Origin of the sequence: Emticicia oligotrophica DSM 17448 (assembly GCF_000263195.1) — a bacterium.
GTDB classification, from domain to species: domain Bacteria; phylum Bacteroidota; class Bacteroidia; order Cytophagales; family Spirosomataceae; genus Emticicia; species Emticicia oligotrophica.
The window spans coordinates 467,383-480,828 of sequence record NC_018748.1; the positions used below are offsets into that span (position 1 = coordinate 467,383).

Annotated in this window: 14 protein-coding genes; 3 read left to right on the top strand and 11 right to left on the bottom strand. The window is 35.5% G+C overall.

Annotation, left to right across the window (positions count from 1 at the left end):
* Window positions 1-18 precede the first annotated feature (18 nt).
* The 10 genes from EMTOL_RS02030 to nusB all read right to left on the bottom strand — a co-directional run bounded on the left by EMTOL_RS02030 (window position 19) and on the right by nusB (window position 8,288).
* Window positions 19-2,163, bottom strand: a complete 2,145-nt coding sequence (locus EMTOL_RS02030; RefSeq protein ID WP_015027596.1) for a 3-hydroxyacyl-CoA dehydrogenase NAD-binding domain-containing protein — start codon at window positions 2,161-2,163, stop codon at window positions 19-21.
* Window positions 2,163-2,639 (bottom strand): hypothetical protein, encoded by a 477-nt coding sequence (locus EMTOL_RS02035; RefSeq protein ID WP_015027597.1) that lies wholly within the window; start codon window positions 2,637-2,639, stop codon window positions 2,163-2,165. The genes EMTOL_RS02030 and EMTOL_RS02035 overlap by 1 nt, the downstream gene beginning before the upstream one ends.
* Before the next feature lie 139 nt (window positions 2,640-2,778).
* On the bottom strand, window positions 2,779-3,693 hold the full coding sequence (locus EMTOL_RS02040; protein WP_015027598.1) for a S66 peptidase family protein: 915 nt from the start codon (window positions 3,691-3,693) through the stop codon (window positions 2,779-2,781).
* 55 nt (window positions 3,694-3,748) lie between these two features.
* Window positions 3,749-4,708, bottom strand: a complete 960-nt coding sequence (locus tag EMTOL_RS02045; RefSeq protein WP_015027599.1) for an ion channel — start codon at window positions 4,706-4,708, stop codon at window positions 3,749-3,751.
* A gap of 79 nt (window positions 4,709-4,787) precedes the next feature.
* Window positions 4,788-5,093 (bottom strand): DciA family protein, encoded by a 306-nt coding sequence (locus EMTOL_RS02050; protein WP_015027600.1) that lies wholly within the window; start codon window positions 5,091-5,093, stop codon window positions 4,788-4,790.
* 73 nt (window positions 5,094-5,166) lie between these two features.
* Window positions 5,167-5,853, bottom strand: coding sequence for a YbbR-like domain-containing protein (locus tag EMTOL_RS02055; RefSeq protein WP_015027601.1), 687 nt, complete (start codon window positions 5,851-5,853; stop codon window positions 5,167-5,169).
* A gap of 28 nt (window positions 5,854-5,881) precedes the next feature.
* Entirely contained in the window at window positions 5,882-6,160 is a 279-nt protein-coding gene (yajC, locus tag EMTOL_RS02060; RefSeq protein WP_015027602.1) for a preprotein translocase subunit YajC, read from the bottom strand.
* Window positions 6,161-6,198: 38 nt separating this feature from the next.
* Complete coding sequence (locus EMTOL_RS02065) at window positions 6,199-6,678, bottom strand: DUF1573 domain-containing protein (protein WP_015027603.1); 480 nt, start codon at window positions 6,676-6,678, stop codon at window positions 6,199-6,201.
* Window positions 6,679-6,734: 56 nt separating this feature from the next.
* On the bottom strand, window positions 6,735-7,055 hold the full coding sequence (locus EMTOL_RS02070; RefSeq protein WP_015027604.1) for a YtxH domain-containing protein: 321 nt from the start codon (window positions 7,053-7,055) through the stop codon (window positions 6,735-6,737).
* Between the two features lie 93 nt (window positions 7,056-7,148).
* Window positions 7,149-8,288, bottom strand: a complete 1,140-nt coding sequence (gene nusB, locus EMTOL_RS02075) for a transcription antitermination factor NusB (protein ID WP_015027605.1) — start codon at window positions 8,286-8,288, stop codon at window positions 7,149-7,151.
* Between the two features lie 156 nt (window positions 8,289-8,444).
* On the opposite strand from nusB, the gene EMTOL_RS02080 reads away from it, so the two are divergent.
* The 3 genes from EMTOL_RS02080 to EMTOL_RS02090 all read left to right on the top strand — a co-directional run bounded on the left by EMTOL_RS02080 (window position 8,445) and on the right by EMTOL_RS02090 (window position 11,717).
* Window positions 8,445-9,956, top strand: a complete 1,512-nt coding sequence (locus EMTOL_RS02080) for a S41 family peptidase (RefSeq protein ID WP_015027606.1) — start codon at window positions 8,445-8,447, stop codon at window positions 9,954-9,956.
* 61 nt (window positions 9,957-10,017) lie between these two features.
* Entirely contained in the window at window positions 10,018-11,475 is a 1,458-nt protein-coding gene (locus EMTOL_RS02085; protein ID WP_015027607.1) for a S41 family peptidase, read from the top strand.
* Window positions 11,476-11,528: 53 nt separating this feature from the next.
* A complete protein-coding gene (locus tag EMTOL_RS02090) occupies window positions 11,529-11,717 on the top strand; it encodes a hypothetical protein (protein WP_015027608.1) in 189 nt (62 codons plus the stop codon).
* Window positions 11,718-11,775: 58 nt separating this feature from the next.
* Here the strand turns inward: EMTOL_RS02090 and EMTOL_RS02095 are convergent, their stop codons facing one another.
* A complete protein-coding gene (locus EMTOL_RS02095; protein WP_015027609.1) occupies window positions 11,776-13,431 on the bottom strand; it encodes a sodium/sugar symporter in 1,656 nt (551 codons plus the stop codon).
* Window positions 13,432-13,446: the final 15 nt, after the last annotated feature.

Consider the following 13,446-nt stretch of genomic DNA (forward strand, 5'->3'; position numbering starts at 1 on the left):
AAAATTTTAGTTTTAAACTCAAAGATTCATAACCAACTCCTTCTGTTTTGAGCTTAATCTAAATCTTTCGCCATAAGTATCTGCTAATCTTTCTACTTCTTTCAAGAAAGTTTCTTTACCAACAAACTCAGGAAAATTAAGTGTTCCACCCGCATAAGGAGGGAAACCCCAAGCTAAAATCGACCCAATATTTCCATCTAACTTTGTAATCAATACTCCTTCATCCATGCATCGTATTGACTCTACCACCTGACGATATAACAATCGTTTTTTTACTTCTTCTACTTCAGGTTGTATTTTTGAAATTGGGAAATGCTCAGCTAAACCTTCCCACAAGTATTTTTTACCACTTTCAGGATATTCATAAAAGCCTTTTTTATTTTTCTTACCAAATCTACCTAAATCTTCAACCATCATTCTGGTAACCTGATAAGCCGCATCTGTTTCACTTAAAGCCCCATCTGCAATTGATTGCTTCGAAATTTTTAAAGCTAAATCTAAAGCTACTTCATCAGAAACCGCCAATGGCCCCACTGGCATCCCAGCATTTTTACCTGCATTTTCAATCATAACTGGGTCAACACCATCTTTTAATAAAGCAATTCCCTCTGTTGTATAAGTTGAAAAGCAACGAGAAGTATAAAATCCGCGAGAATCATTAACAACAATCGGCGTTTTGCGTATTTTCTTTACAAAATCTACTGCCAAAGCAACAGCGTAATCGGAAGTTTGTTTCCCACGAATCAACTCAACTAACATCATTTTATCAACCGGCGAGAAGAAATGGATTCCGATAAAATTCTCAGGTTTTGCCGAAGCATTAGCCAAGCCTGTAATCGGAATAGTTGAAGTATTTGAGCCAAAAACTCCACCTTCAGCTAGCATTGGTTCAGCTTCTTTAGTAACAGTCGCTTTCAATTCGCGGTTTTCAAATACCGCCTCAATAATTAAATCGCATCCTTTTAAATCTGTAACATCGGCCGTTGGCTTGATTAGACTCAACAATTTTTCACCTTTTTCTGCCGTTGTTTTTCCACGCTCTACTCCTTTTTGTACTAAACCCCTTGAATAATCCTTGCCTTTTTCAGCATTTTCAAGACTAATATCTTTCAAAACTACCTCAATTCCAGCCATTGCTGAAACATAGGCAATCCCTGCTCCCATAAAACCTGCTCCTAAAATACCTATTTTCTTAACATCGGTTGCGGGTATATTTTTAGGTCTGCTTGCACCCTTATCAGCTTCATTTTTGCCCAAAAACATTACACCAATTAGGTTTTTTGCTTCTGGTGAGGTAGCCACTTTCACAAAATAACGAGCCTCAATTGGAATTGCACGGTCGATATTTACTTGTAAACCTTCATATACACAAGAAAGAATAGCAATTGGTGCTGGATAATTACCTTTGGTTCTATCCATAATCATGGCCGTACCACCAGCAAATGTACGCATTCCAGTAGGCGATTGCACATTTCCTCCCGGAACTTTATAATTTTCACGAGCTTTAATGGCACCCGTTTTTTTATCAAACTCATCCCACGGTTGAATAGCTTTAGGGTTTGCCAGAATCCATTTCATGGCTTTTTCCATCATTTCTTCACGAGTGGCCGCAAGGTCGTTTATCATTCCGTAGCCCATGGCTTCTTTAGGCGTAATTCGTTTTCCTTCAACCATCAACATCAGAGCTGCTTCCATGCCAATCAAACGAGGTAAACGCTGGGTTCCACCACCGCCGGGTAACAAGCCTAATTGTACTTCTGGTAAACCTATCACGGCTTTAGGGTTATCAAGTGCCACTCGATAATGACAAGCCAGACATACCTCGTAACCACCACCTAAAGCTGTACCATTCATTGCAGCAACAACTGGTTTTCCACAAGTTTCTAGTTTTCGAAAAATACCATTAAAATCTAAGGAAAACTTGTGCATTTCGCTCTGGTCTTTATCATTATTCCGCAAAATCATCTTCACATCTGCCCCAGCAATAAACTCATTTTTTTCGGAAGTAATGATGATTCCTTTTACTTCAGGGTCAGCGTAAGCAGTCTCAAGATGCCCTGCAAATTCTGGAATCGAAATATCATTCATCACGTTCATTGGCGAAGTTGTCATATTCCAACTGATAATCGCCACGTTATTTTCTACTTTATAGTTTATTTCCATTAGATGGTTGAATATTTAGTTTGTTCTATAATTAGATTTGCTTTTTTTAAGTCTTTATCTCGACCAAATAGCTTAAAGATTCTATATTGCTCTAATAAAGTGGGAATTTTTAACTTCAAACCTTCAATTTCTATTTCTTCCCAATTTTCTATTTTTAAGGGTACCCATTCACCATTCTGATATACCTTCAACTCGCCCATCACTTCTACCATCAATTCGCCCCACTTATATCTCCCAAAATTTGATAGAAATTTATCTGCGTTGGCTGGTAAATAATCATTTAGTTTTTTTGTTACCCATTGCTGTTTTAGCCAGTCAGCATCTCGATTAGATGTTAGTAAATCAACATCATCAATGGCTTCGAGTTGTATGCCTGCCAAAACTAATGCCGAGCTTCCGATTAACCAATATGGGTCTTGAAGCTGAGCTAATTTATCGGAAATCAATGAAATTGTCTGTTTGATTTTTTCATTCATACGCCTATACAGTATGCAAGCATACTATTTGCAAATATATAAAATTTAGATTTAATTTTTGGGAGAAATCTCTCTAAAAAATATCAAATAAAAAAAGAGGAATACTTTAGGGTATTCCTCTTTAAAATCTAACTAATACTCAAATTTTCGATTCAAAAATTAGACTAACCTCTTCTTCATCAACAACAAAATCAGCTACTCTCCCACAAGGTATCGCCCAATTGATGGCTTCGTGCCCAGTTGGGAAATCGTAGCATATCGGATAATTATATGCTGAGGTATGCTCGGCAATAATTTCTTGTACATTTTTACCAAATGGTTCATCGTTTTCTTTCAAATCAGAAAAATCCCCAACGATTAAGCCAGCTAAATTCTTCAACTTTCCTGCTCGTTTAAGTTGAATCATCATTCGGTCAATATTATAAAGGTACTCAGAAATATCTTCTATGAATAAAATCTTTCCGTCAGTATCAAGGTCTGATGGTGAACCAATTAAATGAGCCAACATGCATAAATTTCCACCTACAAGCTGCCCTTTTCCACTACCCAAACGATTATGAGATTTCGATGGAATTTTATATGCAATTTCATTCCCAAACAATACATCTTTGAGTGTTTCAACCGAATCATAGTTTCGCATGAAGGTCTTTGGCATTGGGCCATGAATACTCTGAAAACCCATAGCCTGTATTTGTGCATGTACGGTTGTAATATCAGAAAAACCTATTATCCACTTGGGGTTCTGTTTAAATTTTGAAAAATCAACTGCATCAATAATTCTTGAACTTCCATACCCACCCCTCGCTGAAAAAATTGCTTTTACTTCAGGATTATCAAGATAAAACTGGAAATCTCGAAGTCTTATTTCATCTGTACCCGCAAAATTAAAATAAGCCGCACTAACCGACTCTCCGACCAATACTTCAACACCCCAATTTACTTGCATTAAATTAATAGCGGCCTTAATATCAATAGGGTCGAGCTTACTGGCCATGGCAACAATAGCTACTTTATCTCCTTTTTGGAGCGAAGAAGGTTCAAAAAGTGATTTCATTTATTCAAATGCTTTCTGAAATTGCAGAGAAAGCTTTAAGAGACATTTTAATAATTTAAGGATTCAAAGATACTAAGTCGAAATCATGAATTTTGCGTAAATCTAAAATATAACTTTCTTCTCCATCATTTTCAAGCATGGGTTTATACTTTGCTCCCCAAACAAGCTCATTATTAAAATACGAATGTCGTTTATAAACTGCATCTGCAAAAGTATCATCAATCCCCTCAGTTGCAATCATAAATTCGGCGTCAGAGGCAGCTAAAGATTCTGGAGTTTCTCCGTACAATGGGCTATCTTCAGTTATTGCGTGAACGATTGTCCAATTAGTTGGGAAAAAATTCACTTTCGAACGTTCGAGTGTAAGTCCATAGTACTGACGATTCCTAACGCCATTTTTTTCTTCAACTTTTGAGAAAACCACACTAACGCTCATATTAATTATCTGATTACTTTTTTCGTTTACCATTCTAAACATAAAAGCATTGGTATCGAGGTAAGGTGCAATGATAGCATTACGACTAAATAAGATTCTAGGATTAGGTCTAGAAAAGCGACCATAAAGTAAGCCCGTTATAATTGCAAACATCATCAAACCAGTAAGGGCTTCTAAGCCTGCAACAAAACTTGCGGCAAAACCAACGGGGGCAATTCGACCATAGCCAACCGTAGTAAGCGATTGAGCAGAGAAGAAAAAAGCATCCCAGAATTGAGAATGCGTATTGGTCATATCAACACCTGCCAGATGTTCTACACCAATAAAATAATACAGACCAGCAAAAAAGAGATTTAAAATGAGGTAAACTAAAAGAGCTATAAAAAAGAAGGTGATCCAACGAATCGTAATGAGGCGATTGTAGAGATTAAGCCAAGCCTCAAAAGACTGTCCAACTCTTTTTACATTAAATTGTCCTGCACCAGTGATTAAGCGAGTTTGGCGGTCGGTCATTTTTGTTCCAAACCCTAAGTCTTCACGTTTGCGTTCTTTTTCTACAAGGGTATATTTTCTATTCATATATTTTGGGGATTCCTAAACAAGGTATCGAAATTTTAAATTATTTCTCAAACAACATGAATTTACCCCAAAAAAGTTTTCAAAGAAAAACAACATCATCCACAACAGACTCTCCAACATCTTTATTAATCAATGCAATCAGTTTAGTTTTTGCCATAAATAATTCTTGTCGAAGTGGCGAAGAATCAATTCGAAGATAAAGTACCCTATTTCTAACGTAAATTTCTTTCGTGCGAGAAGCAATCGTTTGCCCCATCATTCTTTCCCAAAAGGCTATCAGATAAGTTTCATTGAAGCGAGTTTTTAGGTCGAATGTTTTCAGGAATGCATCAATAGCATCTTTTAAAGGGGTAGCTTGTGAGCGGCGTGTAGTCTCTGATGGCATCGTATTAACAGATTTGCCTATGTTGAAAATCAATACTTACGCTAAATGTAAGTCTATTTATTAAACCAAATTCTTACTTTAATAATTCAGCTACTTCAAAACTCACCATTACTTTATCAATATTTGACTTGAGAAGTGGATTTTTTGAAATGCCTAAATTTACCTGTTCATCAAAGTTTGTACCCAGTTTTTTGGTTGGTATTTTGATAAGTATTGTTTCATCAAAAGTGTCAATCATTGACTCTGGTCCTTCAATTTCAATACTAACAGGAGAAATATTTATTACACTTGAAACCACGAAGTTTTTTCGTAAGTCAATACCTAAGCTATCGACTTTTAGTTTAACGATTTTTGATTTTTTCTTCTCAAAACTAATAGTAGTAGTATCAGCTAAAAGGTAATTCAAACGAGTATTTTTCAACTCACTTGTCAGCCTTTCCATCAACACAATATTATCTAACTGATTAGTAGTAAGTGGATTACCAATTTCATAAACTAATGGTTTTACATTTGAAACCAAAGAATATCTTAATAATTCCCAGCCAGTACTTGATAAACTCACACCAATGGTTTGAGGTAGAGGTTTTATTGGCACAAACGCTGATTCATTATATTTAATCGTTATGGGGTAGCTAATTTTTGTAGTATATCCTGACTTATTGAGGGCATTAAGCAACCAGAAAATAAAAGCTGCTAGAAAGCATGGAGCTAAAATTCGTAGATTCATTATAAAAGTCGTTGGACGGTAGTTTAATGGCATTAAACTACCGTCAGTTGACTATTGGGTTTTATTTTTTTCTTGCAACAGCAGTTTTTTCAAAAGTAAGTCTAGCACCGCCACCAGCAGAAACCGTAACAGTTGTTTCATCTTTTGCTACAATTTTTCCATGCAAACCACCGAAAGTTACAATTTCATCACCTTCTTTTAATTCCTCAACCATTTTCTTTTGGTCTTCGGTCTTTTTTTGTTGTGGGCGAATCATGAAGAAATAGAATACGGCAATCATACCGACCATCATGATAATTGAAAACATTCCGTTTCCACCCTGTGCTTGTAAAAGAATCATTATTTTAATTTTTTTGGTTAGAATAATTGCTTGTAATTTTATTTTTTGCTGGCATCCGCACTTGGCACATTACTATCTTTGGCATTAACGATTGCAGTAAATGCTAAAACAGTTTGCGGAGGATTCGCATTCGAATAGATAGTAACAAACTTTTTGTTAGTACCTGCCTTACCTTGGCTATTGAAACGTACAACAATTTGGTCTTCTTGTCCTACACCTACTGGATGGTCAGGCTTAGAAGCAACCGTACAACCACACTGTACTTGTACATCAGTAATGGTAAGCGGACTTTTTCCTACGTTTTTAAACTTAAAAACATGCGAAACAGTATCGCCTTCAGTGAGTGTACCGAAATCAACTACCTCTTTATCAAATTGAATGATTGGTGCGTTGGCAATAGCAGCTAAAGAATCTTCTTTGCTCATTGATTCCTGATTTTTGGCACCAACTAAGTTGCAAGAAAAATTGATACTTGCTAAAATAACTGTTGAAGTAAGGGCTAAAAATATTCTTTTCATAGTGATTTATTGGAAACTATTGTAGGCAGAATTTACTAAGCTGCCTACTTTAAAATTTAATTTTTTGCCTTAATTTGACTCATAAGAGATTCTACGTCTTCTAGTAGCTTCTCAGCCTTTTGACGAGCCTCGCTTACTACTTTCTGGCCTTCAGATTTGGCAGAGCTATCTCCTCCTACCACTTCCATAGCCACTTCATCTCCACGCTCGATGAGGTCATTGATGAATTTTTGTAATTGCTCGCGGTATTTCGATAAACGAAACGACAGCTTATCACGTGTTACTTCTCCTTTATCAGGAGCATATAAAATACCGATAGCTGCTCCAGTAGCTACTCCTGCTAAAAATGCGATAAAACTTCTTGATGAATTGCTCATAAAATTCTAATGAGTGAATGTTGCGAATTTTGAATAAGTAAGTGCTGAAACCAACACTAAAACCTTGTGACTTATAGAGAACTCTTTTTTTGATTATTTATTATCTAACATACCTCGGCCACTCTTACGAAGTTTACCAGAATCTTTCAATTCTTTAGCTACTCCATCTAAAATACCATTAACAAATTGACCGCTTTTCGGTGTGCTATATTCTTTGGCAATTTCAATAATTTCGTTTATGGTTACTTTCACTGGAATGCTCGGATAATTGAGCATTTCAACTACTGCCATTTTCAATAAAATTTGGTCGGTTCCAGAAATACGCTCAATTTCCCAATTTTTAAGCTTCGGAATCAGAATTTCTTCTAAATCTTTGGTTTCAAGAATTGATTTCTGATACAAAGTTTGTAAAAATTCTTTTCTTTCCTCCCATTCTTCATCTAAAAGAGCAATTTTTAATTTTCCTTCTTCAACAAAGGATTGGAAAGTATGCGTAACTGCCGCCCTGAGGGTCTCGATATCATCAATCCAATATAAATCTTGCTTCTCAAAAAACTCCCAAGCAATTTCGTGTTTCAATATTACGTTTTTGAGTAAATATTTCAAAATTGCAAAGTCTTCTTCAAGCGTATGATTAATTTTCGAAACATATTCTTTAAAGCGTTCGTTTGAGCGAATTGCCTCACGATAAAGTTTAGCCACAAACACTTGTTCGTTTGATAAACTCACACTTCTACGAATTGCCTGAGTTTCGAGCACTTTCTCAGCACGTAAAGCTTTGACTATTTGATTATCGCTAAATTTTGATTTGGCATCACTTCCGTTTCCGTCTTGAATAGAGCGGTCGGCTATATCGATAAAGAGCAACAAGATTTGGAGATAAAGTTCGTAAACTCGCTCTGCCTCGATTAGCATACGGCTGGCATAATGCTGAACGTCCTTTTTATTTTTGAGAAGATAAAATTCTTTGGCTTGCTCGACGGTTCTCAGCACTTCGGCGGGTGCATCAAATTTTTCGGCTTCTCGACGAGAAAAGGCTTCTTGTAAAAGATTTTGACCTAATTTTTTTAGTCCTTCCAGCTTTTCTTTGTCTTGATACTCCATTGAGTTCAAATCTGGTGAAAAATGGTCAGCAATTAAGTCTAAAGCTAATTGGAAATTTGCACCCTCAGCTTGTTTATAAGCAAAAAGGGCTTGCATCGCACGAATACGTATGAGACGTCTGTTAAGCATAGTAGGCGTTCAAAGAACTGATTTTTTATTATGCTGCAAAAATAGTAAAAAATAAAGAAACCCCCTAAAGCATTGTTATGATTTTTCTAAAACACAGCATAATTTATTTTGTTACTCTATTTAGAAAAATGCTTATTTAAACGTAGATTTGAATAGATGAAAAAAGCTAAGATGAAGTTATTCCTACGATATACATTAGGTATTCTGCTCGTTATCAGTCAAATGCATAGCGTTGCACAGACCTATTCCGCCTCTGAAATAAAGGAAGACCTGACAAAACTTAAAAACGAACTTGAGCAATATCACCCAGACCCATATAAATACATTTCAAAGGAGCGATTTGCATTTTTATACGATTCGCTTACGCAAAAAATATCGGGTAAATATTCACTTCGTGAGGCGTATTTTTTATTTCTACCACTCGTACAAGCAATTGGCTGTGGCCACACGCACATGGCTCCAGACCGAAGATTATTATCAAAAGCCAATGCTTATAGCCAACAACCAAAGTTCTTCCCGTTTAGTGTAAGACTTATCAATAATAAGCTATTGGTTTCGAGAAATTACTCAGCCGACAAAAAGATTACTCGCGGCACTGAAATTATTGAAATTGATGGGCAACCCATCAGCACAGTTCTATCACAATTAGAAAAAATTTCTTATTACAATGGCGATGGCATCAACCCCGAAGCTAGAAAATATTACACCATAAGGGAGTTTCGAAAATTGTATTATTTATGGAAAGGTGAAAAAGAAAACTTCCTCATCAGTTATTTAAAGCAAGGGCAAAACAAACCTAAAACCGCGAAGATTGAAGGGCAAAGTATTGATTACATGGAAAAAATGCTCGAAACACGCTATCCCGATGTAGATGAAGATACAACTGGTATTGTATCCTACCGTTTAATTGATTCAACCCAAAAAGTAGCTATGGTTGATATTAGGTCGTTTATGTATGGTGCGAAAGATTATGGTCGGAATATGAATTTTGAAGGAGAAACACGAAAAATCTTCAGAAAATTAGAAGAAAATAAAATCGAAAACTTAATTCTTGATTTGCGTGGAAACTCTGGAGGTATCATCGAATACTCAGTTTTCTTCTTGAGATATTTTGCTAATCAACCATTCGATGCCTATAAAGTTGGTTTTAAAGAAGAAGGCTTGCAGCGTCTCAAGCAAGATTACAAGAAATACGATGCCTATTTGGCGAAAGAAGCAGCAGCACGCATCAATCGTGAGTTTACATTGAAAAATTCAGAGGGTTATTTGGAAAGTAAATATCAACAAAAACAACGACCTCATGACGAATTTAGGTATAACAAAAATTTATACGTATTAATAAATAGTGGCACTTTTTCAGCAGCAGCTTTGTTGGTTTCGAAATTACATAACATGGGCATGGGCACCTTTGTTGGTATGGCTTGTGGTGGAGCTTATGATGGCTGTTCGGCAGCACAATTTTCATCAATAAAATTACCAAATACTGAGCTTGAAGTTTCATTGCCTTTAGGGCGAGTTTTATACAATATTGATTTGAATAAATATAGTAAACCCATTCTCAAGCCCGATTTTGAAGTAAATTCTAATGTAGAGGATTTTCTTAACAATGAAGATACGGTCTTGAAATATACCCTAAATTTAATAAAAAGTAAGGTAAAGGTCAGGTAAACTTCCTAGTTTAAACTAAATTGACTTTAATGACTTCCGGAAAATTCATTCAAAATTTCTCATGCAAAAATTTATTGTCTTATTATTATTTCCCATTTTAGTTCAAGCTCAAAAATTTAAAGAGATATATACCCCTGAAGAGGTGAAGGAAGACATGGCATTCTTGAAAAAACGTTTCGAGAAAATACATCCCGGCATGTACTTCTATACAGGTCGTGAAGCGTATAAAGAAATGTTTGATTCGCTTTATAATTCAATTGATAAACCACTCAATTATTTAGAAACATTTAGAATACTATCTGTTTTAGTGACAAAAGTGAAAGATGGACATACGAACCTTCGGTACGATAAAAACCGATTTAAGAAAAAAAATGCCAAGTTCGTACCATTTTATCTAAGAAAAATAGGTGAGAAATTTTACCTTGCTTTAAACTACTCTCGTGATTCGACCATTATTAGGGGTAGTGAAGTTCTAACATTCAATGATATATCTACCGAACAGCTCATTGAAAAATTCAAAACCTTAGTTTCGAGTGATAACGATAATCAACAGGTTAAAGAATATTATACTACGGGTGCCTTTCCTACTTATTTTAAAAGGTATTATGGAGAAGTAGATTCCATAAAAATTTGCTATCGTTTGCCGAATATTGATTCTGTTTTTTGCAAAAAGGTAGCCTGCATGACCAATGCTGAAATATTAAAAATTGACAAAAAACGTTATAAAAACCTTAATAGAGCGAACCTTTCTCTTAAACTCTTGGATAGTGCAAACCACATTGCAAAACTTGACATTACTGAGTTTATGATGAAAGCTACCGCATTGGATTTTAGACAACAGAAGTTTAAAAGAGTACTCAACGAACGTTTCAAGACCATTAAACAACTAAAAGTAGAGCACCTTATCATTGATTTTAGAGCTAATGGCGGTGGCTATATCCCTAACATCTCAAGGCTTTTGAAATACCTATCTCCTACGCCTTTCACGCTGGTTGATACTCTCGCATTCAAGAAAAAAGCCTATTTTTCGATATTTAGGCCTTATTATCTGGGTCCACCAATAATAGCTTGGCTTGGATTTCCTAAAAGAGATGGCGAATTTATGTATCGAGTAAATAAGAAGAATGATAAGCAAAAACCTAATAAATCCTTGAGTTTTAAAGGAAAAACCTATTTCATAACCGACCCCGGTTGTTATTCAGCAACTACTTTCACACTTAACTTAGCCAAGGATTTGGGAATTCCTGAAAAAATCATCGGACAACAAGTTGGGGGAGCTACTTGGGGGAGTTTTGCTGTTGACTGGAGTGACTTTAAACTACCCAACACTAAATTTATTGTTCATACACCACTTATTAAAATCAATCATAAACTACCGAATAAAGCCAATAAAAACTTCTTTTTACAACCCGATTATGAAGTAAATAGAAATAGAGATGAATTACTCAAAAACAATACTAGCGTAGTAGATTTTACGGTTGAAATGATTAGAAAAAGTGAAATTCAAAAACGTCAATAAAACATTTTTAGCCTCGAAAAGTTTTACAGAAAATATTACCCAATCGTAAAACTATGCCGAAGCGAACCTCAATTAATGATATCAAAGTAATTGATGATTTGAACTATTTAGAACGGATTGTTCAAGATAAACGCAATGATAAACGAGCAGATGCAAAGAAAAATCGGCGAAATCGCCATTACACCAAAGTATTGATAAAATACCAGTTAAAAGAGGATTTGTTTAATTATGAACAATATTAAAAATGGGTATCTCTAATAAATAGATTTAGAGATACCCATTTTTAATACTTATAAAATCTTACCAAAAAATCGTGTAAATCAACGTAAAGATAGTAACTACTACTACCGCTCCAATGGCGAAAGATTTATCGACCTTAAACCATGCTTTATTTACTTCAAAAGCATTTTCTTGGTCTTTACCTTTTCCTTCAATTAAACTTATGGATATATGAACTAATGAGCATATCCAAAATACTACACCCATGCGGTTCATGAAAGGAAATGTTGGATATAAACTTTCAATGATAGCTGATAATACAATACTTAATACAGCTGCGGTAAGTGCTCCGTTAGCAGTAGCCTTTTTCCAGAAAAATCCTAATAAGAAAATACTCAAAATACCCGGTGAAATATAACCTGTATATACCTGAATATACTCAAACGCTTGTCCGAAATTTGCCAATAGTGGACTCACAATTAAAGCGATGATAAATGCAATAACAATTGCCACTCGACCCGTCCAAACTGTTTGTTTTTCGGTAAGATTTTGATTAAAAAACTTCTTGTGAATATCCAATACATAAATGGTAGAAATACTATTTGCTTTACCAGCCAACGATGCCACAATAGCCGCGGTTAAGGCTGCAAATGCCAATCCTTTCAAGCCTACTGGCAATAAATTCAATAAAACTGGATATGCATTATCGGGTTTTACAATGCCATTTTGCGTGATTCCATTTACAATTGAAGCATCGGCATTTTCTTGGAAAATCACAAAAGCAGCTAAACCTGGAAGTACAACAATAATTGGCATTAACATCTTCATAAAAGCCGCAAACAATACCCCATTACGAGCCGTTGAAATATCTGCTCCCAAAGCACGCTGAGTCATGTACTGATTACAGCCAAAATAGTTAAGGTTATTTACCCATTGTCCACCAATAATAAACATCATAATACCCGGCAACTGGCGATACGCATCAATAAAACCACCTTTCCCATCATGAACCTGATATTGGTTTTCCTTGAAAATCATGTGTAAATGACTATCAGCTTTTTGAGCAATTAGGTTTACACCTTCAAACACACCTGCTCCTGTTCCTACTTTATTAGAAAGCAAATCGAGAGCTAGATAAGTAGTAGCCAATCCTCCAAAAATCAAACAAACAACTTGAATCACATCGGTATAACCAATTACTTTCATGCCTCCAAGTGTAATGATTACAGCAAAAACTGTTAGGAAAATGGCACAAGTCATGAAGCTAAAACCTGTCATTTTCTCTAAACTCAAACCTCCGAGGTAAATAATTGAAGTAAGATTAACGAATATATAGAGAAATAACCAGAAAACAGCCATGATTGTAGCTAAGCGACTATCATAGCGTTTGGCCAAAAATTGAGGCATTGTAAAAATCTTATTGTTGAGATACATAGGTAGAAAATATACCGCCACAATCAAAAGAGAAACACCACCTAATAATTCATAAACTGAAATGGCAATACCTAATTGAAAAGCTTGTCCACTCATGCCAATGAATTGTTCAGCCGAAATATTTGATGCGATAATTGAAGCTCCAATGGCCCACCAAGTGAGGGAGCCCTCGGCTAAAAAGAAGTCCTTACTATCGGCCGATTGTTTGCCTTTGTTTTTATAAATCCAGTAACCGTAAGAGGAAACGATTATGAAATAGACCAAAAAGATGATGTAATCGAGCGTTTCGAGTCCGAGTGTCATTTAAAAAAATTTATT

What these genes read in the sequence shown, in the direction of transcription:
- EMTOL_RS02030 (WP_015027596.1), bottom strand. Translation starts at nt 2,163, where the DNA reads ATGGAAATAAACTATAAAGTAGAAAATAACGTGGCGATTATCAGTTGG.
- EMTOL_RS02035 (WP_015027597.1), bottom strand. Translation starts at nt 2,639, where the DNA reads ATGAATGAAAAAATCAAACAGACAATTTCATTGATTTCCGATAAATTA.
- EMTOL_RS02040 (WP_015027598.1), bottom strand. Translation starts at nt 3,693, where the DNA reads ATGAAATCACTTTTTGAACCTTCTTCGCTCCAAAAAGGAGATAAAGTA.
- EMTOL_RS02045 (WP_015027599.1), bottom strand. Translation starts at nt 4,708, where the DNA reads ATGAATAGAAAATATACCCTTGTAGAAAAAGAACGCAAACGTGAAGAC.
- EMTOL_RS02050 (WP_015027600.1), bottom strand. Translation starts at nt 5,093, where the DNA reads ATGCCATCAGAGACTACACGCCGCTCACAAGCTACCCCTTTAAAAGAT.
- EMTOL_RS02055 (WP_015027601.1), bottom strand. Translation starts at nt 5,853, where the DNA reads ATGCCATTAAACTACCGTCCAACGACTTTTATAATGAATCTACGAATT.
- yajC (WP_015027602.1), bottom strand. Translation starts at nt 6,160, where the DNA reads ATGATTCTTTTACAAGCACAGGGTGGAAACGGAATGTTTTCAATTATC.
- EMTOL_RS02065 (WP_015027603.1), bottom strand. Translation starts at nt 6,678, where the DNA reads ATGAAAAGAATATTTTTAGCCCTTACTTCAACAGTTATTTTAGCAAGT.
- EMTOL_RS02070 (WP_015027604.1), bottom strand. Translation starts at nt 7,055, where the DNA reads ATGAGCAATTCATCAAGAAGTTTTATCGCATTTTTAGCAGGAGTAGCT.
- nusB (WP_015027605.1), bottom strand. Translation starts at nt 8,288, where the DNA reads ATGCTTAACAGACGTCTCATACGTATTCGTGCGATGCAAGCCCTTTTT.
- EMTOL_RS02080 (WP_015027606.1), top strand. Translation starts at nt 8,445, where the DNA reads ATGAAAAAAGCTAAGATGAAGTTATTCCTACGATATACATTAGGTATT.
- EMTOL_RS02085 (WP_015027607.1), top strand. Translation starts at nt 10,018, where the DNA reads ATGCAAAAATTTATTGTCTTATTATTATTTCCCATTTTAGTTCAAGCT.
- EMTOL_RS02090 (WP_015027608.1), top strand. Translation starts at nt 11,529, where the DNA reads ATGCCGAAGCGAACCTCAATTAATGATATCAAAGTAATTGATGATTTG.
- EMTOL_RS02095 (WP_015027609.1), bottom strand. Translation starts at nt 13,431, where the DNA reads ATGACACTCGGACTCGAAACGCTCGATTACATCATCTTTTTGGTCTAT.